The sequence below is a fragment of the Bacteriovorax stolpii genome, from assembly GCF_002872415.1.
Classification (GTDB): Bacteria; Bdellovibrionota; Bacteriovoracia; order Bacteriovoracales; family Bacteriovoracaceae; genus Bacteriovorax; species Bacteriovorax stolpii.
Genome location: NZ_CP025704.1, coordinates 1,163,134 through 1,185,709 on the forward strand (window position 1 = coordinate 1,163,134; position 22,576 = coordinate 1,185,709).

At 35.6% G+C, this 22,576-nt stretch carries 30 protein-coding genes; 10 read left to right on the top strand and 20 right to left on the bottom strand.

Translation table 11 applies throughout. The features are described from left to right. Positions 1 to 52: 52 nt before the first annotated feature. The 3 genes from C0V70_RS05730 to C0V70_RS05740 all read left to right on the top strand — a co-directional run bounded on the left by C0V70_RS05730 (position 53) and on the right by C0V70_RS05740 (position 1,314). Positions 53 to 409, top strand: coding sequence for a hypothetical protein (locus tag C0V70_RS05730; protein ID WP_102242916.1), 357 nt, complete (start codon positions 53 to 55; stop codon positions 407 to 409). 178 nt (positions 410 to 587) lie between these two features. Continuing rightward, positions 588 to 929 carry a hypothetical protein gene (locus C0V70_RS05735; RefSeq protein WP_102242917.1) on the top strand — a complete coding sequence of 114 codons (342 nt, stop codon included), beginning with the start codon at positions 588 to 590 and terminating at the stop codon, positions 927 to 929. A gap of 13 nt (positions 930 to 942) precedes the next feature. Further along, a complete protein-coding gene (locus C0V70_RS05740; protein WP_102242918.1) occupies positions 943 to 1,314 on the top strand; it encodes a hypothetical protein in 372 nt (123 codons plus the stop codon). On the opposite strand, the gene C0V70_RS05745 is transcribed toward C0V70_RS05740, so the two are convergent. The 19 genes from C0V70_RS05745 to C0V70_RS05835 all read right to left on the bottom strand — a co-directional run bounded on the left by C0V70_RS05745 (position 1,315) and on the right by C0V70_RS05835 (position 16,177). Next, a complete protein-coding gene (locus C0V70_RS05745; RefSeq protein ID WP_279536154.1) occupies positions 1,315 to 2,142 on the bottom strand; it encodes an Fpg/Nei family DNA glycosylase in 828 nt (275 codons plus the stop codon). It lies immediately after the preceding gene. A gap of 87 nt (positions 2,143 to 2,229) precedes the next feature. Continuing rightward, positions 2,230 to 3,477 carry a site-specific integrase gene (locus C0V70_RS05750; protein WP_158649580.1) on the bottom strand — a complete coding sequence of 416 codons (1,248 nt, stop codon included), beginning with the start codon at positions 3,475 to 3,477 and terminating at the stop codon, positions 2,230 to 2,232. Beyond that, positions 3,474 to 3,722 carry a helix-turn-helix transcriptional regulator gene (locus tag C0V70_RS05755; protein WP_102242921.1) on the bottom strand — a complete coding sequence of 83 codons (249 nt, stop codon included), beginning with the start codon at positions 3,720 to 3,722 and terminating at the stop codon, positions 3,474 to 3,476. Before C0V70_RS05755 ends, C0V70_RS05750 begins: the two co-directional genes overlap by 4 nt. 23 nt (positions 3,723 to 3,745) lie before the next feature. After that, positions 3,746 to 4,051, bottom strand: a complete 306-nt coding sequence (locus tag C0V70_RS05760; RefSeq protein WP_102242922.1) for a single-stranded DNA-binding protein — start codon at positions 4,049 to 4,051, stop codon at positions 3,746 to 3,748. Between the two features lie 10 nt (positions 4,052 to 4,061). After that, a complete protein-coding gene (locus C0V70_RS05765) occupies positions 4,062 to 4,439 on the bottom strand; it encodes a hypothetical protein (protein ID WP_102242923.1) in 378 nt (125 codons plus the stop codon). 186 nt (positions 4,440 to 4,625) lie between these two features. Then, positions 4,626 to 5,360 (bottom strand): hypothetical protein, encoded by a 735-nt coding sequence (locus C0V70_RS05770; RefSeq protein WP_102242924.1) that lies wholly within the window; start codon positions 5,358 to 5,360, stop codon positions 4,626 to 4,628. Positions 5,361 to 5,367: 7 nt separating this feature from the next. After that, complete coding sequence (locus C0V70_RS05775; RefSeq protein WP_102242925.1) at positions 5,368 to 6,804, bottom strand: type IV secretory system conjugative DNA transfer family protein; 1,437 nt, start codon at positions 6,802 to 6,804, stop codon at positions 5,368 to 5,370. A 9-nt stretch (positions 6,805 to 6,813) separates the two neighbouring features. After that, positions 6,814 to 7,332, bottom strand: a complete 519-nt coding sequence (locus C0V70_RS05780; RefSeq protein ID WP_102242926.1) for a hypothetical protein — start codon at positions 7,330 to 7,332, stop codon at positions 6,814 to 6,816. Beyond that, positions 7,322 to 8,074, bottom strand: coding sequence for a TrbI/VirB10 family protein (locus C0V70_RS05785; RefSeq protein ID WP_158649581.1), 753 nt, complete (start codon positions 8,072 to 8,074; stop codon positions 7,322 to 7,324). Before C0V70_RS05785 ends, C0V70_RS05780 begins: the two co-directional genes overlap by 11 nt. 7 nt (positions 8,075 to 8,081) lie before the next feature. Next, positions 8,082 to 8,552 carry a TrbG/VirB9 family P-type conjugative transfer protein gene (locus C0V70_RS05790; RefSeq protein WP_102242928.1) on the bottom strand — a complete coding sequence of 157 codons (471 nt, stop codon included), beginning with the start codon at positions 8,550 to 8,552 and terminating at the stop codon, positions 8,082 to 8,084. Next, the gene (locus C0V70_RS05795) at positions 8,549 to 9,022 is read right to left on the bottom strand and encodes a hypothetical protein (RefSeq protein WP_102242929.1); all 474 of its coding nucleotides are present in this window, start codon (positions 9,020 to 9,022) and stop codon (positions 8,549 to 8,551) included. Before C0V70_RS05795 ends, C0V70_RS05790 begins: the two co-directional genes overlap by 4 nt. Continuing rightward, positions 9,003 to 10,418, bottom strand: a complete 1,416-nt coding sequence (locus C0V70_RS05800) for a hypothetical protein (protein ID WP_102242930.1) — start codon at positions 10,416 to 10,418, stop codon at positions 9,003 to 9,005. Before C0V70_RS05800 ends, C0V70_RS05795 begins: the two co-directional genes overlap by 20 nt. Continuing rightward, a complete protein-coding gene (locus C0V70_RS05805) occupies positions 10,418 to 11,071 on the bottom strand; it encodes a hypothetical protein (protein WP_102242931.1) in 654 nt (217 codons plus the stop codon). The genes C0V70_RS05800 and C0V70_RS05805 overlap by 1 nt, the downstream gene beginning before the upstream one ends. Further along, entirely contained in the window at positions 11,068 to 12,855 is a 1,788-nt protein-coding gene (locus C0V70_RS05810; RefSeq protein ID WP_133566726.1) for a VirB4 family type IV secretion system protein, read from the bottom strand. The genes C0V70_RS05805 and C0V70_RS05810 overlap by 4 nt, the downstream gene beginning before the upstream one ends. Before the next feature lie 363 nt (positions 12,856 to 13,218). After that, entirely contained in the window at positions 13,219 to 13,494 is a 276-nt protein-coding gene (locus tag C0V70_RS05820) for a hypothetical protein (protein ID WP_102242934.1), read from the bottom strand. A gap of 12 nt (positions 13,495 to 13,506) precedes the next feature. After that, entirely contained in the window at positions 13,507 to 15,420 is a 1,914-nt protein-coding gene (locus tag C0V70_RS05825) for a hypothetical protein (protein ID WP_102242935.1), read from the bottom strand. 28 nt (positions 15,421 to 15,448) lie between these two features. Then, positions 15,449 to 15,643, bottom strand: coding sequence for a hypothetical protein (locus C0V70_RS05830; protein ID WP_102242936.1), 195 nt, complete (start codon positions 15,641 to 15,643; stop codon positions 15,449 to 15,451). 9 nt (positions 15,644 to 15,652) lie between these two features. Beyond that, positions 15,653 to 15,799, bottom strand: coding sequence for a hypothetical protein (locus C0V70_RS18970; RefSeq protein WP_158649582.1), 147 nt, complete (start codon positions 15,797 to 15,799; stop codon positions 15,653 to 15,655). 165 nt (positions 15,800 to 15,964) lie between these two features. After that, on the bottom strand, positions 15,965 to 16,177 hold the full coding sequence (locus tag C0V70_RS05835) for a hypothetical protein (RefSeq protein WP_102242937.1): 213 nt from the start codon (positions 16,175 to 16,177) through the stop codon (positions 15,965 to 15,967). Between the two features lie 114 nt (positions 16,178 to 16,291). On the opposite strand from C0V70_RS05835, the gene C0V70_RS05840 reads away from it, so the two are divergent. The 6 genes from C0V70_RS05840 to C0V70_RS05865 all read left to right on the top strand — a co-directional run bounded on the left by C0V70_RS05840 (position 16,292) and on the right by C0V70_RS05865 (position 21,392). Continuing rightward, on the top strand, positions 16,292 to 16,762 hold the full coding sequence (locus C0V70_RS05840) for a helix-turn-helix domain-containing protein (RefSeq protein WP_102242938.1): 471 nt from the start codon (positions 16,292 to 16,294) through the stop codon (positions 16,760 to 16,762). 7 nt (positions 16,763 to 16,769) lie between these two features. Continuing rightward, positions 16,770 to 17,699 (top strand): hypothetical protein, encoded by a 930-nt coding sequence (locus C0V70_RS05845; protein WP_102242939.1) that lies wholly within the window; start codon positions 16,770 to 16,772, stop codon positions 17,697 to 17,699. Between the two features lie 5 nt (positions 17,700 to 17,704). After that, positions 17,705 to 18,883 (top strand): MFS transporter, encoded by a 1,179-nt coding sequence (locus C0V70_RS05850; protein WP_102242940.1) that lies wholly within the window; start codon positions 17,705 to 17,707, stop codon positions 18,881 to 18,883. A 126-nt stretch (positions 18,884 to 19,009) separates the two neighbouring features. After that, positions 19,010 to 19,216: a hypothetical protein gene (locus tag C0V70_RS05855; protein WP_102242941.1), complete on the top strand. Its 207-nt coding sequence runs from the start codon at positions 19,010 to 19,012 to the stop codon at positions 19,214 to 19,216. Positions 19,217 to 19,218: 2 nt separating this feature from the next. Further along, entirely contained in the window at positions 19,219 to 19,989 is a 771-nt protein-coding gene (locus C0V70_RS05860; protein ID WP_102242942.1) for a hypothetical protein, read from the top strand. A gap of 89 nt (positions 19,990 to 20,078) precedes the next feature. Next, positions 20,079 to 21,392: a hypothetical protein gene (locus C0V70_RS05865; protein WP_102242943.1), complete on the top strand. Its 1,314-nt coding sequence runs from the start codon at positions 20,079 to 20,081 to the stop codon at positions 21,390 to 21,392. A 219-nt stretch (positions 21,393 to 21,611) separates the two neighbouring features. On the opposite strand, the gene C0V70_RS05870 is transcribed toward C0V70_RS05865, so the two are convergent. Next, positions 21,612 to 21,947 carry a metal-sensitive transcriptional regulator gene (locus C0V70_RS05870; protein WP_102242944.1) on the bottom strand — a complete coding sequence of 112 codons (336 nt, stop codon included), beginning with the start codon at positions 21,945 to 21,947 and terminating at the stop codon, positions 21,612 to 21,614. A gap of 252 nt (positions 21,948 to 22,199) precedes the next feature. Between C0V70_RS05870 and C0V70_RS05875 the strand changes: the two genes are divergently transcribed. After that, complete coding sequence (locus C0V70_RS05875) at positions 22,200 to 22,571, top strand: metal-sensitive transcriptional regulator (protein ID WP_208107790.1); 372 nt, start codon at positions 22,200 to 22,202, stop codon at positions 22,569 to 22,571. Positions 22,572 to 22,576: the final 5 nt, after the last annotated feature.

Genomic DNA, 22,576 nt, shown 5'->3' on the forward strand with positions numbered 1-22,576 from the left:
AGGGCCTTGGATTATGCTTTTTAGGAACACTTAAAATAAACAGGATGTGTATATGAAGTATTTACTAATGGTTCTTTTAACATTTTCTCTTTCGGCCCACGCTGCTGAAAAAACAAAAAAAGCAGCAAAGAATGCTCCTGCCACTTCAAAGACGATGAGTGAGTTAGGAAAGATTGATCAGAGTACTCTTGATTTAGAAGCTAAAGATAAAAATGCAGGTATTGCAGAAGAGACTGCTCTTTATGCTGAACCAGGAAAAATGAAAGTGAATTTTTCATGCAAAGCTAAAGATGGTCACGAAATCAAGCAAGGCGAGAAGGGATATGACGAGTGTCTTCAAAAAGTGAAGAACGACAAAAACAATCCTCATGAACCAAACGCAGATATCAAAGTCCACCTAGGAAATTAATTTTCTTCTATGTAATGGCCCGCTTCAATGAGGCGGGCATATTGACTCATCATCACTCCAACTCCCTCAAGTATTCTTTTCTTTTTTATCACTTACCACTGGCACGGTCTTTGTATTCTTAAATGTAACTCATTTGAATTGAACACCAATTCAAAGTTTTATTTTTAAGGAGGCCATTATGAAATTCACCCTGCTTGCAATCTTGGCAACCTTCCTGAGTGCAGGTTATGCCAACGAAACAACTTACATGTATATGGATAGCGCAGCTCCACACGACAACCACAGCGCCGCTTATCCAGATAGAGCTCAAGTCAGAACAAGCACAGTTAGAGAAAAAGATGAAATCAGTGACACTGCTAGTGTCAACCAAGCAGCAACCAGACGCGATTACTCCCGTGAAAATGATCCAATGAGAAGAGCAAGCTCTCCTGGCTGTAAAACCCATCATGGCCAATGGTTAAGACCACAAGATGAAGGTTACAAAAATTGTATGAATATGCCCGATACAGAGAAAAAATAGGAGAGAGTAGGTTATGAAATATATGACAACGATCGTGTTTATGTTTTTTATCACAACGTCCTATGCACAAATGCAAGACATGAATATGAATCGTCCAACTTTCGGAAACCAAGTTCCTAACCGTGGAACCACAACAGGAAATGTGCGAGATGGTTCAGTCCGAGAAGACACCGTCGGCACGGGCCAGTCATCTACCATTAGAAGTTCAAATAACGGCGCAAGCCCCAGAACAATGAACTCCAATCCACCTACATCGAGGATTTTCCCCAATGACCCTGCTTACTGCACGGACACAACCGGAAGACGATTCGTCCAAGGTGATGTCGATTACCGCAACTGTGTAGACTCAATGAATAGAATGAACCGCAATTCTCAAGGCAGATAATTACTTTTGGCAGACGGGACAGTGATATGTCCCTCTGCCGGCCATCGTGGTCTTAATGATCTTCGTGACCTTGCCTCTTTCCAGACACATTTGACAGTGATACTGATAGAAGACGACTAAGTGTTTTACACCTTCGCCTTTAGATCCGTTAGCGTCTCTATACCCACCACTAAAGGTTGTGCCCTTTGTTTCAACGGCGCCACTTATAACGACATCCATGGCCGCTTTCATCTTTTCGATTTCATCGGCTTCAATATCACCAGCAAGTCTTGTTGGAAGAATTCCTGCGCGCGCACAGATTTCAGAGGCCATATAATTTCCCACACCCGGGAAGGCCTTTTGATCGAGTAGGAAAGGTTTAATTGGTTTATGAGGGTGAGAGTAAAGGGTAAGGGCGATCTGCTCTTTATCGAAGTCTGGGCTTGAGATGTCGATAGGAAGAGAGTCTTCTTTCTTTTTAAAGTTCTCATCATTTAAAACATAAAGATGACCAAAGCGTCTTGGGTCAATATAAGTCAGAACTCCAAACTCGGATTTATTTTTGTCGATGAATTCAATGTGTCCGTGCTTTTCAGAAAGTGGGGCGTGGGACATTTGCCATGAGCCGCTCATTCCGAGGTGAGAGAGTATGTGGCCGTGCGGGGCCAGATCGAAGATGAGCCATTTGGCGTGTCTTCGGATTTTAGTGATAGTGAAGCCTGTTGGGTCGAAGTCCATTTGTTTGACGATTCTCTTGGTTAAGGGAGAGAAGATCGCGGCCTCTATTTTGAGAGGGAGGATGGGGTTGATTTGGTTTTTGATGGTTTCGACTTCGGGTAGTTCAGGAATGGTGTACCTAACTTGTTAAATTCGTTTATACGTTACTACAAAAATTTGCTTCAAGCCAGCCGAAGCCAGCCAAAAGCCAGCCGAAAATTATAAATTGTTCACTTTCTTGAAGTTCTTTAGTGAGACAACATTTTCTAGGCTGGCTTGGAATGAATCATCCTTTTGCATTGTCTTACGAATATGCTCCATAACCATCTCCGAGAAATGCTTTTGATCGTCCTCATTGCTTTTTGAGTAATGATCAGCAAGCTTTAAATCTTTATGCCCAGTCATTGCGAGTACTGCATCTAAGCCACCACCGACTTGCCTAGCTAGTTTGGCCATACCATGTCTTAGAATATGTGTTCCAGTGTAGGTAACGCCACTTTTTCTCTGTGCCTCTCTGTAGTTTAATTGAATGGTGCAGTAGTTAAGTGGACTTCCTTCAACGTGAAATACAAAATCATTTCCAGAAATTTTGAAGACCTCACGACGCTTTAAAATATCCATAATTTCGTTCGTGATAAATACTGGTCTTGCCTCTTTGTTTTTCGGAAATGGTTTTAGTTCTAAGAAAGTTTTATCGCCAGAACTAAAGATGCTTGAATGCTTAATTAACATTCGTCTATTTTTCATATCAATATTACTCCATTGAATACCGCAAATTTCTCCAATTCGACCTGCACAATAAAATTGCATCATCGCTAGGTCACGATACATAGGACTTAAATAATCGAAAAACAGATAAGCACTTTGTAGGTCAATTTGTTTTTTCTTGTCAGGTACAGGTTTAATAAATCCAAGTTTCCGATGTTTTGTTTTCACCGGACAAGTTAAAAGGATTGCTTCTTTTTCAAATTGCTCACTTTGTTTGTACCAATTAAAAATTGTTACAAATAAATTAAGTTCATTGTTTAAATTGCATCTTCCAGCTTGGCCACGCTCCCTTTGGTACTCATCATTTTTAAAGTGTTCAGTGTACTGATTCACCCAAGAAGTAAACTTCGAAGGAGTGATTTTATCCATTGGTAGGTGCTCGATACTTTTTAGAAGTTCATAGCGACGTAACCAAATATCTTTAGTGCTTGTAGCTAGAGTAGGGAAGTGATGCTTCTGCATCACCTCCCAAACTTCTTTGAGTGTCGAAAAATTGGAATTATTTTCTTCTGATTCTGAAGGCGAAATGAAAGAAACACCATTAAAGTATTTTCTCCATTGCTTTGCTTCGAAGATGGTATCAAAGCTCTGTTGATGTTGCTTGCTATCGATCTTTTTCATAGCAAGATACTTTCCTGAGTTTTGTTGCTTATAAATACCTTCAGAACCTTTAACTTTTGCATAACCTTTTTTGCTCATAATTCCCCCTTCATCCATTTAAGGATTTCGTTTGGAATGAACCAGAGCCTTCCGCGCCTTTTTCTATATGGTATATCGCCCTCAGAAACTAAGTTGTAGATTGTACCCTTAGTGTAAGAGGTGAAACGAGATACCTCATCAATTCCCCATATTAAATTGTTAAAGAGCTGGGCCTGAAAATTTTCATTTTCAATGCCAGAATTAATATAGCATTTTTTTTCTAAAATGAGAGCTGAATTATTCATAAATCTCCCTGTCAAAAATGAAGTTAAAGTAGTGATTGTCCAATAGAAAACGCATTGATTTCTAAGTACTCTTTTTCATGGCCTTCTTTGGTTATAAATTTTTGAAGTTTTACTGGGCCACGCACAAAAACTTCTTGCCCTTTTTTTAAATGAACCTTACAAAGTTCAGCTAGTTTTCCAAAAACAACGACCTTTCTCCAAAAAGTTAAATTTTGTTCGGACTTAAGTCCTACTGATAATTCACAGATAGGATTTCCTTTTTTTGAATAAGCAAGATAAGGGTCTTTTCCTAATCTTCCGGTAACAATCTCTGGGTGTTGATCGTTCATAGTCTTCTCCTTAAATATTAAGTTTCTTAACAAGAAATTCACCAAGGCTTAATGAAGTTTTATTCTTTTCATTATGTTCATCTAAAAGCCTTTGAACTCTTTCCATTTCATTGAGAGAGCCTTCTTGGATTTTTTCTATGTCTTTCGTTGTGAGTTTAGGAACAGCATAAACAGCAAGGTCACGAAAAGTGATTTCCTTTCCATACGGTTTATTATTTGCCTCCTTAAGCATTTTTAATATTTGTTCTAAAACTTCTTTTTCATGTCGAAGATCAACAAAAAATTTATACTGATGATCTTCGACATGGCTTTCTTCTCTTGTGTTTTCTTTCTTCTTTCTACCTTTCCCTATATGCTTTAATTCTTCATTACTACTTACTTCACTCATAATTTACCTCTTCTTATTCTTAATTTACCCGCTGATTTATCTTATTAGTCCAGAAATTGACTCCATCTATCGAAACTACGTGAGAGAGAGGGAGTCAATTTCGTCAGGACTAATTAACTTTTAAATCCGCGGGATTGTCTCACTACCTGAAAAGTTAAAGGCCCGCATGGCCTGAGCATGGGAAAGCTAGGGAGCAACTTCAAATAGCTGAAGTATGGTTTTTGATTGGCCTTTAACAAGGCCCGTGCTTTCATATAAAGTGTTTTTTCCTTCAAAGATCTTGGGAGTGGAAAAAAGAAAAATCTTCTGGTTAAAGTCATTATCTAGCTCCTTTCTTAAAATGTTTGCGTAGTTCTTTAAGATTTTTTCATCAGGGAAAAAGTAAAAGGCGTAATCGTAAAAGCTACTTTTTAAATAATGTTTGGCCTTTGAGATTATGCGAGACTTTTCTTTTTGATGAAGTTCAACTTCAATTGCAGAGGTAAAGTTTGCTCCTTTGAAATGTCCTTTCAATCTTGCATCAGGAATAATGTCATCAAAGCTAGTTCTACTTTTTCCATTTTTAATTTTGTGTTCTAATTCAATCTCAGTGATGAATGGTTTGATCTTGGAAAGCTCAATTCCTAAAGAGCTAACCATTGCATCATGAAAAATTGTTTCTTCAGAAATAGAAGATTTCTGGTCTTGGTTAATAAACTTTTCTGCAAGTGGAGTGAGGTAATAATAATTTTTTCCGTTTAAGACGCATCGGTAAACATTCACAAAGTTTTGTGACTTCATTTTCTGCAATAGTTTTTTAGCATAATCATACTTTTTAAACTTTTCAAAGTTTGAGCATTCCATAAGACCTTTAATGTCTAAGATTCTCCAATCAGTTAATGGATAAATAAAAAATTTGTGATCTGTTCTCATCATTTCCATTTAAACCTCAAAAAGCTTTTTTCTTCGTTTGTTTAGGATCACTCTTTGGCTCTTTCATCTCTTCTTTCTTTTTATCAACCTCCTGTTCTTGTTCGATTTCTATTTTTCTAGACCTAAGATTTATTAAGTCTAACTTGGTGGGATTGTGACGAAGAAGTACACATTGCCCGACTCTTAGGTTTTTAATTATATCTGGATGGACTAAAAGTTCATTTGCCTCTCTGACGGTTCCCATTCCGTTAGCTTCACCCTGATCTGTTTGCTTAGTGTATTTTTTAGTAAGCTTTGTTCCGATTGAATTTGCAAAGAGAGTTGCTCCGTATTCCATTCTTTGTTTTAAAATAAATAGATTTGAGGCATTTTCTAAAATTTGAAGAGTTAGATTTGGGTCAATCTTATCAATGTCTGAAGCTGATTGCACTGCCATGTAAAGCTGGATTCCTGCACCTCTACATTTGTTTTGAAGTTCTATGAAACGAGGAGTAACCAAGGCTCCAAACTCGTCGAAAAAAACTGAAATGGATTCCTTCATAGATTTGTGAGAGTTCTTTTCAGTAATTAACTTGAAGTAAGAGGCATATAATAGTTCTCCTAAAAATACTTTTCCTAATGTGTAAGCTGTTTCTCCATATCCCTGCGTCGAAAGACCAATGTAAAGACAGGCTTTTTCCTCTCTAATATCTAAAAAAGTTTTAGTCTTTTCGTTTTCAACAAGAATTTTACCAAAGTCTGATTCATTTATTTGGTTTAACATTACTCTTAGTCCTAAAGATTCTTTTGTATTAAAAGATTCTTCGAGAACTTGCACAATGTTTGAAAGTGAATATGGCTTTTGAGAATTTTGAATAACTTTAAGGGCCTTTGTGAGTGCATCAGTAGAGACATTTTTATAATATGGCTCAGTCCAATCAAAGGCTGAAATAATTCTATCTGTAACCTGATTTATAGAGCCTTCTCTAAAGGGGTTTAAGCTGATTGAACTCTTGTGATGTTCAGAAAATATATAGCAAGTGCGTTTATAGCTTTCACAAAGAGATTTGAATGTTTCGAGTGCTTCGAGGTCTCCTTTTGGATCAATAAAGATGATAGGCCTTTGGCATTGAAGTGAATGCTCCTGAAGAAGTGAGATAAGGTTTGTTTTGCCAAATCCAGCGGCCCCAACTATAAAAGAATGTTTAGAGAAATCAATTTCTGATAGTGCTAGTTCCTTCTTGGTGTTAGTTGAGTATCCAATAGACTTAGGATTCTCAGTAACCTTAGTTTTGAAAAGATGCTTTTCTTCAATCTTTGAAATTTCAAAGTGATTCTTTCTCCATTTCTTATAGATAAATTTTCCTAATTCAAAAAGCCATTTGAACAGCTCTGTGCCTAGTTCATTCAGTATTTCTACAATTGGAGTCACCAAATCGAGTCCAGGGGATGTGCGCTTATTATCTTTAACCACAATCTTTCCTTATTCTTCGTAAACGTGTTCGTATGCTTTAAATGGAGAAATCTCGATCGTCTTACCTTGATATTGGATTGTTTTTGCTTCAGTCTCATATTCAAGAAGATATTGCTTTTTAACTTTTCCCTTTAATTCATCAGGCAGTTTTTCAATAGGAACCTCGTATTTCTTAACTGGCTTGAATGAAAGTTCAGGCTTGATATTCTGAAGCTCAGGAGTAAAGTCAAAAAGTGGTACTTCTTCGGACTTCTTTTTAAGAGGATCATCAGGGATCATCATTTGCTTTAAATCTCTATTTTCTGGGTCACTGGTATAAAGATAATTAGCAAGTAAGGCTCCGGCCCCTGCTCCTAATGCACCAAAGATAAGCGCATTTCCATTACGAGATTCCTTATTAGGTGAGAAGACCATTCCAGACATGGCCCCTAATGAGCCGCCAATAATTGCCCCTGTCGATAGCGATCCTCTGAGGCTTGAACATCCGGTCAATAAAACCAAAATTAGAGAAATTAAACTAATACGCATTTAGACCCTCCATAAAAAAGATTAGAACTGGCTTTCCTGCTTGAATAAAAACCTTAGGTTCTTGGGACTTCATCTCATCGAGTAGAATGTCACTCGTCGTTGAAGCTGAATTGGCCAGTCCTTCGAGTATTTTGTTTTTTTCCGAATCTGCATCAACGATACCTAGAGGAACTGCCAGCTTGTTTTTAGATGCACTCAAGACTCCCTTAGCAAAGTCTGAAATAACTGCGCCAGCGATATAAGAATCCTTTCCATCATTGTATTCACCTCTTAGTCCTGCGCTTCCATCAAGGTTTAAGATTTGAACCTTTACAGAAAGTTCCTTGGTTGGAGTGATCATTTTGTCACAAACAGTTAAAACTCTTTTGTTCTTAGTTATACCAGAGCATTTGAATCGAGTTCCTGCTGGCAGAGAAGAATTGTCGATAGATTCAACTAAAAGAGGGGATTCTAAGTTTGTTGAGACAACAGAATTTAAAAGCATTCCTCTGATGACTTTGGTCGTTTCTATCTTTTTTGTTCCATCCCAGATTAAAGGTGTGTCTTCTGAGCTTTTTCTTTTTAATAACTCTAAAAGCTTTTCATTTTGAGAAGACAGTTTCTTGAGTAGGTTAAAATTCTCTATGGTCGGACGAGATTTAATTTTTTCTTTTTTAGGAATCATCTTTTCCTGAGATTCTAAAAAAGTAATTTTTCCTTCTGCAACCGCAAGAAAAATAAAAGCAATTAAAATTAGCTTCATATAACTCCTAATTAAGAACACGAATCCCATCAATGAAAAGTGGAACGCCTTTTGAGAAATATTCTTTCGCTAGCACGTTGACTCCGTTTACGTCGATGCCTTCTTTTTTCTTAGATACAATCATTACCGAGCTAGTCCCTTCAAAAAGATCATAAGAAGAAGTCTCTTTAATCTTTTTGAAATTTGTATTAATCATTCCATCTTCGACCTCTACAAACTGATGGGGAAATCTGTCGGATTCCATAACCTTAAAGTAATAACGATTTTTAGACGTCACAACGATTAGATTAGTTTCGATATCTTTCTTCTTTGCTTTAATAACTAGTGTTTTGTTGTTGTTTGCAAGTTCAGTGAATATTTCATCTTTTGTCCCGCCATAGATAAAAGTTCTAACATCATCTTTAAAGCTCAAAGTTGTTATAAGATTTGCTGATAAAAAGACTGTCGTGATCGTTGTTGGTAGAATTGAAAATATCATTTAGTATCCTTTGTTAAGTTAAATTCAGACTGATTCAGCTCCGTCTCGTTGATTTCTGTCAATTTGTAATAAAATGCAAAATTAGAACTGCTTTTGAAGCTAACAATAAATGATCTAACTTTTCCTTCGCCCTTAACGATAATGCGACAAAGATTCTCTTTAAGTGTAAGGACGCTCAAAACTTCATCAGAGTTCACCTTGAAAGGAGATTTTTTAAGTTCATTGAGGATTAATTCATCTATTAACTCTTTCTCTGGCTTCCCATTGGCAATACTTTGAAAGGATTCTTCGCAGGCCCATGTTAGAAGTGGCTTATCATTTATTAATTTTGAATTTTTCAAAACGAAATATTTTTTATCTGTGACAATGAAAAATAGAATCATGACCATTAGAAAGATGGCTACTCCCACAATTAGTCTTAGTTGCTTGTTTTGCTTAACAAACTCTGCCTCAAATGTTTCGTATTTCATTTCTTTCTCCAATCTTTCGATTCTTAGTAGGGATTAAATTTTCTTTTTCAGAGTCAGGCTTTCTATTAAATGCAGAAACACGAGGAGCATTTAGCTGATCTCTGATACTTGGTCTCTCCGAACGTAAGATAGGATGGTAAAGCTTATTGGGATTAGGTAAATCTCCCGTTATCCCGTACTTTGTCCTTATACCTTCTCTATGTTCTGGAGTGATTTTGTTCCAAAAGGCCTTATCGAATTTAAAAGTTTCTTGTGCTTGATTTGTGCCCTGAACTTTAGAACTACTAGAGGTCTCTTTGTTCATTGAACCCTTGCTCGTACCTCCTTGAGTATTATTTGCCTTTGAGGTCGGAATTCTAGAAAGTGACATGGCTTCTTCTTTTGTCATTTGTACTTTTGCTAGACGCTCATCGAGCTTTGTCTGACTTTTAAAAGGATTTCTAAGATCACCCTTTTTATCGAGTTGTTTCATCTTTCCATTTCGAGGACTATTCGCATTTTCCTTTTTTAAAAGCTCTCTGACTGATGGTTCAAAAAGTGCTTTTGCGCCAATCTTTTTTGCTCCAGTTGAGGTGGCCTTAATACCACCAGCAACCCCAGGAGCTGCATTAATAACTTTCATTGCAGAATTGGTCATCATCACTCCGATTGCACTTCCTGATAGTGCTACACCACCACCACGCAGAACTCCCAAGGTTAAGACAGGGCTCATTAGCATTAGAAGGGTTACACCGAAAATCCAAATAATATGGTCGATGCTAATTATTGCTAGTCCGCCTTCTTTCGCTGGCACTTGAATTGAATTTCCGACAATAGCGAGAATAGATATAAGAACAAATGGCATTAACATACACCAAAGACTTGATTGTATAGTTCCCGCTAGAGAACTCTTTGTAATAGGAAAGAAGTAAAGCACTGCCGTTAATGGAGCGAAGACATAAGTTAAGTGAAAAACTGTGGAATAGACGAGTTTTAGAATCCATATAAAGACCTTACTTAAGATAAACAATGCTGTACCAATAAGGTCATTGATTTCTGGAATTGAAAATTTTTGAATCCAATTCCAAGAAGTGTTTTCATTTGTCTTAACTTTAACTTCTGTCCATGACCTAAGAAAAATATTTCGAGGTGATACTTTTCTTAGGATTTCCTCGCTTGCTTTAAAACTTAAATCCACGGCAGTGGAGTGGATTGTAAAAAAGGCACTCATAAAAGCTAGAATCAATACTAGCTTCTTAATAACCTCACCAAATTTCAAATCACCAAAATACTCAAGACAAAGAGCAAAGACAAAACTAGGCAATACAAACCAATGTGAAACTTTCATTATTTCATCTCTTAAAATTTGAATTGTAGGCTCTTCAATCAGAAGCATTTGTTTTATAGCTAAATTCATTAGTTTTTATCCGAATTTTTTTTGTAAAACTTAAGGCGATTCATCTCTTCTAGTCTTTTGTCTTCCATTTCTTCTGCTTTAAGACGATTGGCCATTTTTTGAGTTTTAAGCATTTCCAATTGCACTTCTTGCATCTTCACTTGATTCTCAAGGAGTAGGGCTGTGTTTTGAGCTGTTAATTGACTTGCTCGACCTGTGTTTTTAGCTGAAATAGAATTTGCTACTTGTTTTTCCGCTCGCTTAATTTCTTGTGCGTTAAGCTTCTTATTTACCTCAACATAGTATTCAGTTCTTTTTTCATCCTGTTTTACATTTGAATATCTTTGCATCATTTCTTTTAATTCACTCATGTTGTACTTGAGTTCTCTGATTGCACCATTTAGCTCACCAAGATTCTGAACGTCTTTTTTAGCCGCTAATTCTTCGGCCAAATACAGGGTTCTTTCAGCTCTAAAATAGTGATCCTCAGTCAGTTCGCTATATTCACGAAGTCTTTGAGTGTATTTCTCTGCATTTGAGACTAACTTCTCCAATTCATTAATCTGATTTGCAGTGTTGGTTACTAATTGAATCATCATTGCGGTTTCTGCACCTACAATTGCAAAAGAACTCAATGGAATTAGGAAAGCGAATAGAAGAATGGTCTTTTTCATAGTTGTACTCCTGTATTTAAAAATATGTACTGATTAAGAATTTCTTTGAAGTCTAAAAGGTTTTCTCTTTCTTTTCTGAAAGCTTCGAATCTTTCACGTTCTACTTTGTCTGAGTTAAAGAGATAGAATTTAAAAGGACTTGAATAAAACCTACAAATTTTTTGATGAAAGTCCGAAATTAAGAGGAATTCAGAGTAAACCTTTTTCTTAGATTGAAGTGATAGCACCATATCTTTTTGATGATCTGTTAAAAATTCTCCACTTGTTTCTTGTCTAAAAATAAATTTGAAGAATGTCGTTTGATAAATGACTCTTCCAAGCGGAGTTGACAGGAAATCCTCTAAGTTTTGAGAAATTGCAATTGCAGAGGCTCCATGCTTTCTAAAAGTTCTGAAACTCTCAGCAATAAATTGGCCTTGATTTTCTAAAAGATTCCAACATTCATCTAATAAAAAAATTCTTTTTCCAGTTGTGTGCTTAAAGTGCTCAATTAGATAAATAATTAGGGGAGCTTTAATTCGATCTGGATAAAGAGTCAGATCAACATATAGCAGGTAAGGGGAAGTATATTCATCATCGTTAAATGAATCTTCAAGCTCATTAAAGAAATACTTAATGTTGTTAAAGTTTTTCTCTAGCTCACTTATGAAGTCAGCAAACTTTTTAACTTTTGAATAATCCATTTCTTTTAGAACTTCAAAAAGACGTCCTTTTTCTACAGAGGATAGAAAATCATCATCGACAATACTCATTACAAAGGCCTTAAGATAATCAGGGTCTTTAAATTGAAGAGGGTTAAATGATTGGGGTAAGCTGACGCCTCCTAAATAGTCCACAGTCTTTTTAAATGAGTTTCCAAGGTCAAGTACAACTGCTTTAGTTCCATTGCATATTTCTTCAAATAGAATATTATTTGCAAATACTGACTTCCCTTGTCCTAATGTTCCTGTGATTAAAGCATTGTAATAAATATTGTCTGGATGAAATAAATCAATTAACAGTTCTCTATTATTTCGAGAATGAAGACTAAGGCCTTGGTCATATAAATATTCATTTGGAAAAGGAAGAAGACCGCTTACAAATCTAGCAGGAGCTAGGTGCTCTCGTTTCATCGATGGATTCACTCCAGGAATGAGAGTCGAAAAAAAATAAGCCAATCCTCTTCCTTCGGCCAAAAGCTTCAAGTCAAATAGTTTTGCCCTTTCATACAATTTAAAGGTTTTGCTATTTAGCTCGGCAAGATTGTTACTTTGTACTATAAACCATCCTTCCATTGAAAAGACGATTTCAGATCCCGTAGTTACGTCCTCTAAAAGATTTTCGTTCTGAACAAAAGCCTTTTCTGATTCGATATTTCTTAAGAGTTCCTGTGATAGAGAAAAATGAATTTTTCTCTTAAGATTTAATTTCTTTTTTGCTTTTTCAGATTCAAATTTCTTAATTGAAAGAACATGATCCCCGAATGCTTCTAAAAAACATGGATTAATTGAGCTTGGAAGTTCGTATAGGTTTAAAAGGCGAATGAATCTATGGCCTATTACTAGATAGTCATCGAAGACTTCCAAATCTCTATACATATCATATTCTTTAAAGAGCACAGACAGGGGATTATGAATAACTTCGAGCTTGTGATTTAAACGATTGATATTTTCATCATTTGTATTCAAATAAAGAACATCATCAACATAGAAGAACTTATAAAAACATTCTTCTTTAAATGTTTTTAGCTCCATGTGGAAGTTCTCATAAAATGCCTCCAAGTCATTATCTTTTAATTGACTCAAATCTTGGTGAAGAACTTTGTAGAGAATAGACACCTCTCCTTTCAGAGAGGTGATGAGTCCATTATCAATCGAATAAATCGGGAAGATCATATAAAAACTCCTTGTGTGAGTTTTGATAGATCGTTTCGCCAATCTAAAATGCTTCTCTTGAGGGTGTAGAATTGAATGTGCCCTCTAGGAAATTTCAGTGCTACTAACTTACATATTCCTATGACCGCAAATACGAGACCGAGCGATTCCATAGAAGTTAAGTTAAATACCAGAGCAACAACGAGTGAAACTACGAGAATAATCAAGTCGATGATTGATAGGCCCACAAAATTTGGGCCTGTTTTTAAAAATTTTGGATAATAAAATTTCAATTTACGCTCCTCCAGTTACTGATGTGAGTGTTGTCACAACTGTTTTTGCCATTAAGACAATTAAAATTCCCAAAACTGCTTGGGTTACTTTCTGACCACCTTCTTGTTTTCCAAGGGCCAAATAAGTCCCAGCGATAGCAAGACCTAAAACTCCCAGCGCAATGCCGAGTTGAATGGCTTCTCTGCCTAAGGCATCAGCTGTGCCTTTTAATGAAGCCCCAAAGGCCCCTACTGTAATAAAAAATGTCATCATCGCGACTGCTAGATTTCTTCTCATAGTTCCCCTTTGTTAGTTGTAGTAGTTAATAACTGTGCTACTTACTCCCAATTTAATTTCTTGAAAGTAGTCTCCCGAATCCATAAGTTTGAATCTGTAAGGATAGCCACGGTTAGCAAGATCATTAATTAACCAATTAATTTCTCCCACTTCTAAGGTGTCTCTTGAAACTTGCGTTCCTCTTGTCTCTGCCACTTGAGGAGTATTGAAAGGGCATCCTCCTAGACCTCTCCAATCTCCCTCTACTCCGACTAGCTTTACTCCGAAGAAAGTTGTCGCTTTTAAAGCTCTTAATTTTAGAGAAAGGTTTACTTCATCGAATGGCTTAATTTCTTTAATCTTAGAGAGATTCTTGATTTCGAGATGCGTGCTATTGCCAACCTTATAGAGTTGAATTTTTTTCTCTTTAAGCAGATCGGTCATTTTAAACTCTTCACCATCAAGAACTAGATAGAGTTTTTCCGCTTCGCCAGTTAGGTCTGTTGTTAGTGTTAGGGCATCATCATAGTTTGTGTATTTATTAATGTCCCAATGACAGACCATGTGTTTAGGGATGCAGTTTTTTCCACAGCTCGAAGGTGTTTCCCAACGAATCTTTTCATTTTCAATTGCAGTTCCAAATCTATTAATTGGTTTTAATTGAATGTTCACAATTGATCTTTGATTTGCATTTCCAAGTGGCATTACAATTTCATCTCGATTGCTAGTGATCGTTGGTTCGTAAGCATAGAACTGTTCATTCTGCTGATAAGCTAATTCGCTTCCGACATTGTAAGAAAGTACAATGCGATCTGTTGGCGTGTAGAGATGATCTAAGTAGTGCTCTTTAAATTCATTGGTCATTACAAACCAACGACCAAGTTTGTCCTTGTCTGCCACATCAGACAGATAAGTGAATTCAGGAAGATTGTTTTGAAACTCTTTGATCTTGATTAACGAATCTTCTCTCACTTCATAATTACGATCGAATGCAACTTTTAAAGCATCTTGAAATCTGATCCCACTAGCTCCACTCGCAACATAATAAAACTTTTCTTCTAGGGGAGTTTCTAATAGGACAGGGATAGATTTAGCTTTTACACTTTTCAGGACTATCTTGTAAGTTGAATCCATCGCTGGGATAGAGTAGTCATCAACTTCAGAAATAATGAATTCCCCACGTTTGAAGAAACTATCCTTAATTAAGTTAATTGGAGCATTTTCGATGACACTTTCGAATGTCTCGAAAATCCCAGATTGGAAGTGTCGATCTACCGACGTAGTCTTTAAGAGTTCATAGTTTTCAGTTTCGTGATTAAGAAAATAGAAATTTAACTTTAAATCCTTAATCTCTTTAAAGAATGGACTCTCATTGAGCTTTACTTGATTAGATAGAGTAATCTTGATGTTATCAATGACATTTGATTCACTGAAAATATCCTGATACTTAAGTGAATTATCATGGAAGAAACGAGGATCAATATCAGGATAACTTACCCATGAAAAATCTCTATCTTCAATAACTCCTTTTGTATGGTTGGGGAATCTGGCAAAGCTAGCTGCTTTCTTGAGCGCATTTTCACGAGCAAAGACATTTCCGACTCTGAATTTAAAATCTGGATTTGTATCTTTGACATTTGTATCAATAACGATAGATTTTTGATCTTTGACTGAATCGCCATTTTTTGGATGATAAAAAACTTCAACTTTGTAATTTTGAAGGAATTTAATTTTTAGTTCTGGAAGATCAGCTACAAATGGATTTGATCCACGTGTGATTTCCTCACCATCTTTAACACTGTCTCCATCGCTATCACCATTTGGATCAACTTTTAACTCGGTGACACTAGTTTCTTGGGTTGGTGGCCCTTTATTTTCATCACTTTTAAATGAACAAGCTCCAAAAAGGAACAGAGGGGCCCATGCCAATAATAATTTTAGCTTCATATTGATTCTCCTTAATTTTTGTAAAATTCTAGTTTTCGAACAGCATTTTAGGGTTTATAAATTTAAGTACTCCTTGATTTGTATGATTTTTTGAATGGCTCTTTAAATCAGCAATCATTCGTTTAATCTCTAAGGCCTTTGCAGAGGCCTTGGGATTTTTTCTAAGTTCTGACGGTTTAATTGCATTTAATGTTTCTTCAATAATCTGAATAATGTTTTTCATTTTCCCTCCTTAAATTCTAATCATCTGTTGATGTAGAACTTGATAGTTAGTTGTTAATCTCAAATTAGTAGTCAGCTCTTTGATTGAAAGCATCCCGAACAGTTCTTGAATTTCAAGACGAATTCTTTTTAACTTCTGCATGAGAAAATAATCCATAAAATCTCCTATGGTGATTAAGGCCATTGTTGGCCAGAAAATTTGAATGTTATAAATTTTGAAAAAAATGGTCGCATCATTATAGTTTTCCTTTGGACAAAATTATTTTGTCGTTAAAAGAACCGCCTGATGCTTTTCAGGTAGGTCGTAAATGTACTCACCTTATTAGTGAGTTTTTAAATCAATCTTTAGGGACTTGTTTATTTCAATTCGTTCTGAAACTTTTCCTTGTCTCACATAGACCTTGAAGTCACCGAACTCTATATTGAATTCTTTAACCAAATAATCTAAGGCATCCTTAATTAAAGTATGTCGCTCGGCGTGGTTTTTCGCCTCCGCAATTTCATTAGCTAATTTAGCAAATCTGTTGTTTTCCATACTTGTTCTTTAAGTTGTTAATTTTCAGCACTGATACTGTTCTATAAATTCTTTTTTTGATCGTCAAATTATTTTGGTTGACTTTTTTTTGCTAAATTAGCTAATTTGACCGCCATGAGTATTGAACACACACAAATTGGTGAACGTATAAGGAAAGCTCGTCTTGCAAAACAGATGAAGCAGTCTGATTTAGATATAGATGCTCAGTTACCTAGTACGGCCATTTCAAAAATTGAACGAGGTAGTAGAGAGATTACAACGAGTGAGTTGATTAGAATTGCTCGTGCTCTTGGCACTCCCGTTGATTCGCTAACAGGTAATAGTGACGGCTTTATTTATAGTGAAGAGATTAAGATTGTAGAAGCATTAAGAGAAATTCCTTTTGAAGATTATAAAAGGATCATTTCAATGCTTGAGGCATCTGTCTATTACACTGCTAAAGATGCAGATATGAACAAAAAGGATTCTCTTCTTGATCTGGTATCAAGTCTTGCTTCATTTATGAAAAATGATCAAAGGCCTAGACCAATTGAGAAGAATTATAATAACGAAAAAGATATTAAAAAATTAAAAAATTTACACTGAGGGATGTATGAAAGAAGAAAAAAATTATGAAACTGAATCAGCAGTTCAATCAGCAGAAGCTAAGAAAGAGCTAAAAGATGTACCGAGTGTTCGATTATCTCCTGAGCAAATTGAAGAAATCAATGCTGATGATTATTCATTGTTATTGTTTAATGCGACTAGAGTTCAACCTTTGTCATTGAGTGAGCTAAAGAGATATTTTGTTGAGACTGAGCCAAAGAAAGCTGAGTCGGTTATGGAGAGGTTTTTGAAAACAGGACTTATTCATAAAACAGAAGAGGGGAAATATTTTTCTAATTTCCCAGATAACTATATTAATTATTCTGATTATCGTTACGACAGTGATTTGGAAGTTAAGAAAGATTCTAAAGTTTTTCAACTAATGAAAGAATTCACAGGTAAGAAAGATTACTGGAAAGATAAAACTTATTTTTCGATTGATGCTTTTTTCACAGATGAACAAAGTAAGGAACTAATCGAGATGCTTAAGGAAGTGAAGCTTAAAGCAAAGCAATTCTCAAATGAGAACGATAAGCTAGGTATCAAAGGAATGAAATTTAGAAGATTAAAGTTTTACGATATGTTTTGGATGTTCGCTATATTTATGCTGACATTTTCTTTGTCGTCAATGAATCCATCGTCATCAGCCTTCGCTAAAAGTGGAAGTGGGAATGATCCGGTAGGAATGGCGTTTATTTCAAATGGCATTGGTGAATATCAGGTTACAAGACATAGTGGGGGAAGTGGAAACGATCCAACAGCAAGTGTTGTTCAAGTTCAAGAGCTAGATAATGTTGGTGGTGGCGGTGGTCATGATCCAGAATCAACTAGTAACGAATGTGAAATTCTAATTGGTAAAAAAATCTTCAAGGGCATTTACAACGAGCAGACTAGATCGTGCATAATTGCTTTAGAGTTTTTTCAAGTTGAAGAATAGGTACAATGAATTCTACTAGCAAATCTAGATTAGTTTTAGGGCTTAGAGGCTACGGGGCGATGCTATTTAGTATCGCTGCCTCTCCCGTTCTTTATAATGCCGGAGTAAGCTTCAAAACTATCTCTATTGGTTACGGCTTTCTTTATGTCGTCCTGGCATTGTTTGAAATACCTACTGGTATTTGGGCCGATTTATTCGGTACTAAAAAATCAACTATCATCGGTGGTTTGATTCAAACTTTTTCCTTATTCTTGTTCCTTTTATCTGACAAAGGGCCAATTGTAGTAATCACTTCATTTGCAGTTTATGGAATAGGCTCTAGTTTTATATCAGGGGCACTTTCAGCTCTGCTTTATTCAAATGCTAAGAGCGAAGAGGTTAGTGCATTTGATTCGAATAAGTACTTTTCCATAATTGAAAAGACATCAGTTGCTAGTTATATATTGGCAAGTGCCTCTGTTGGTTTTCTTTCAAAATGGCTAGGGCTAAAGTCTTTCGCGGTTGCAGGAATAATTTATCTTATTTCAGTTTTGTTTGTTCTCGTTTCGGTACACGAAGAACAAGTTAAAAAATCTCATAAAAAAATTAGTGAGTTCATGGCCCAAGCTTTTTCAGGATTGAAATACATTTCTAAGAATCATGAATTGAAAATTCTTCTACCAGTAAGAATGTTAAATCAAATAGAATCAATTCTTGGGATACTATGGCTACCTTGGATTAAAAGTTTAGGTGGCAGTGATTTGTGGTTTTCAGCACTAGCTACTGGGTCATATCTATCAAGATATGCAGTTAATCATTATTACTCTAAAAAAGTTAAGCCAACTTCTTTTATGCCGAGAATTCAAGCGTCACTTTTAGTAATGGGACTTGGAGCGAGTATTTGTGCAGTAACGAGCAATGTTTATTTTGGGTTAATTGGCGTTTGGATTATGGCAGGAGCACGAGGAGTATTTCTTCCTGCAACACAAGCGATTCAACACGATTCTTTTCCTGATGATATTCGATCAACTGGTTTATCTATGATGAATTTTTCAGTAGAGGCCATGATAGCTATAAGTTATTTTGTAAGTAGTTCGTGGATTGATGGACTCTCTGCAAGTCATGCTTGGTGGATTTCAGTAAGTGCGTTTTTACTATCTGTTTTATTTGTTGTTTTTCTAAAGGAGAAAGCACATGAAAATTAAGCTTTTTGGGGATGGATCTGGGGGCGGTAGAGCTATGTCTGGCGAGGGTTCTGGAGGCTAGTAAAATCGGAGCATTAGGTGCTCGTTTTTAGTGATAATATAGATCAAAATGATCTAGGAGTAGGTATGAATACCAAACAAATTAGTGATGTAGAAGCTTTCGTTAATGAGACTGAGAAGGCTCGTAAAATACCTCTTTCAAAAGAGGATATTAAGCGAATTAATGATCTTGCTCGTGAAGTAGAAAATGAAGACTCAGACACAGATGAAGAGAGCATTTCAATTGTAGCTAAAGGCCAGGGTGAGTCAAATACGACACATGTTCAAGGATAGAAATGGGAAAGGTTGTACGTTTTTCTGAATTTGATGAATATCTAGCAGAATTAAAAAGTAGTGGAGTAAAAATAGATGGGACAATTCTTGATGCAAATGTCATTATCACATTAAGCTTTTCTCCTAAAAAATTTCATACAAGAACTTACGAGTTTATAAAAAATAAAATTGAAAAAAATGGCATAGCTCTTTATACGACAGTAAATACAACTCAAGAATACTTAGAATTTCATCGTCGTTTGCTTCTAACTGAAGGCTTAAGAACAGTCATCCATCCTAGCTCGGGCATCGAACTACCTAACAAGAAGAAGCAAGTAATCCGTGCACAGTCAGCAATCCTGCACAATAGAGAAACTCATCAAGGTGCTGATCCAATTTTTAACGATCGAGAGATTAAAAAAATTCGTGAAGTCTTTTTCAATTCAGGAAATGCCGGAATGGAGCTTTGGAAAGGTTTATGTGACCTTTATTTAAGAAAGCCACTTGAAATGGAATACAGGGCGCTGGATAAGCTTAGAATAAGCTATTTGAGTATGTACAACGATGACCAAAAAGAACTTTTTAACAAGAAAATAACATGGGTGGAGGCCATCTCTATTTGTTCCGATGTTGGAGCAGGCTTTTCTGATGCTATGATTTTAAATGCACTTCAGTGTACTAATCTTCCATTTTCAATAAGTCTTGATAGTGACTTAGCCTATTCAGTGATGGCGAATTTCGAACTTAAAGATGTAGTGATGCCAGATGAGTTGGTCGAAAATCTAGTTTATTAGGCGTTAGCCATTGCGCCACGTGTTAATTCGTCTATTGTATTCACAGATTTCATGGACAAATTTTATTGTTCAATGATAGGCATTCCCATATGAATTTAAAAATTAATAAAGAGTTTTATAGAGACTTTTTCATCAAAGCTAATTTCAGTAGTTTTGAAGTTAATGAATACAAATTTGAGTTGGAATCTACATTTGAAAATTCAATTGATGAAAAACAAGAATTTCTAAATAAGTTTAAAAAATTTCATGAGTTAAAAGAAGATTTTAGCAATTTTAAGTATGAAATCACAGAAGAGAATTGCTACGATGATATGTATTTCGAAATTTCTTGGGCCAATGGAAATTGCGAAAAATGCGGTCATCATAATTTTTTTATTGATTTGAGCAGAAGAAGCTTTGACTTTAAAACGTGGAAGGTTGTTCCTGAATGCCGCGAATGTAGACATTCTGAAGATGAAGATTGTAGTTGCAGATCTTGCGAAGCAGGAAATAAAAACAATTCCACAGTTTTCGGATTAGTTTTTACAAAGGATAACTTTGCACAAACTTATCAAGCGATTGAAACGCTTTACGAACATTACACAGATGTTCAAAGATATTTCCAAGAAAATGGTCACTCACATGATCTTGACGATGTAATAAGTACAACTGCCGATATTGCGAAATTAGACAGATTAGTTTCATTTAAAAAAATAGACTCCCAGCTTTCTGAAGAATGGATTGATTTATTTTTATGGAAGGCTTTAGAGCTTAAGAAAATGAGTTTTAAAGATTTTTTTCATAATTTAACAGATGCTTATACTTTTAAGCCACAGGCCAATGAAATTTACAAAAAAAATGTTCGAGAGAATGGTGTCGACTGGGTTCCCGATACATTTCTTAGATTTGCGATTATTAATACAGAGCTTATTGAAGCTGTAGAAAAGAATTTAATTAAAGGTGTTGAGATAAGTAATCTTGAAAGCGAATTCTTAGATAGTGATTTTATTCATTTTGCCGAATCATATGCCAATATACATGATTTTTCACTAGAGTTAAAAAGTAGCACTATTGAAAATATCCTCAAGCTGAAAAGGCACTTAAATGACTTACAAACATTTAAGGCAATAGAAAAAACCATCAGCGGTGCAGTTATTTGGGCAAAAAAGCAAAATTTGTACAAGTCGCATTTGAGAAATGTGGCCATCAGTTATTTGAATGATGCTTTTAATAAATATGATCCTAATGGAACTTTTAATTGGGAAACAAAAGAAATCGATGAGTGGGAACTAGAAGATAAGTACAATATTATTAATAGCAAAAGAAAATATTTGAAAGATTCCGAGCAACTTATTAGTCAGCGGTCTGAGAAGTCCCCATTGGCATGGAATATTTATTCAAAATTCAATTCACTAACAAGATAATGCTATAATTAAAATGGTTAGGTATTTATCGATAAGCTAATGGGTGAGAAGTCATCATACTTCTTTTGAAATAATGAACAAATCATACCTTGTTAGTACACTTCGCTTTAAATTAATTTCCCATACTCTGTAAAATATATTCAGTAATGGCGAATTCAAAAAGGAAGGACGTTATAATGCTAATGAGCTTGTGGATAACCTAAGCCGAAAGCTAGAAACTCATCCTTTCGACTTAGGGCCATATACTAGTTTATTAATTTCATTGATTTTATCTTCAATCTCATCTGGATTATTTGAAGCAAAAGCCTCTTGAACACAACTTTTCAAATGAGCTTCAAAAATAGCTGATTCAATTATCTTTACACCGGCACTTATGGATTTAAGCTGATTAATTATATCTATGCAATATCTGCCTTCCGTTATCATCTTTTCGATACCATCAACTTGTCCTCTAACACGTGCCAATTGTTTTAAGTGGCGTGTATGGTTTGGATGATTATGATGAATGTGTGGTTCGATCGCTCTCTTTTTTGAGCTAGATTTTTTCTTAGCCATTTTCCCTCTATACTTTAAAACTTACCATCTATTATACCTGAGGATGAGAGTCTATCAATAAGAAATTGTTAAATGAAATTATCCTCAAGAGATTATGCTTTAATCTTATCCAAAGTAATTGCAAGTCACAATTTTGTACTCCCCATCGTATTACTATTAAATCTCAGTAGAGTTATCCATTGTCACAAAATTCAGAGAAGTGGCGTATACCCATAAACAATTGACACCCCCCTGGGGTATTATGATAACTTAGTGACTAACTTAAAAGTAATTGTTTATGTGGAGATAATTGTGCCAAAGCAAAAGAAAATCTTATCCCAAACCAATTCTATGAATAAAGCATGTAAGCATGCCATGCATCCTGATCATAAAAAAGAAGGTATTCGCTTAAAAAGAGTCAGAGGTCAGATTGATGGTATCTTGGCCATGATTGATGACCGTCGTTATTGCCCTGATATACTTATTCAAATTAGAGCAGCTAAAGCCGCTATTCAGGCAGTAGAGCTTTCAGTCCTAAATACGCATTTAGATAATTGTGTGAGTGAAGCAATTCATTCGAAGGATGAAGATAAAGCTAAAGAAAAAATCACTGAGTTAATTCAATTAATCGGACGACATAAATAATTAAA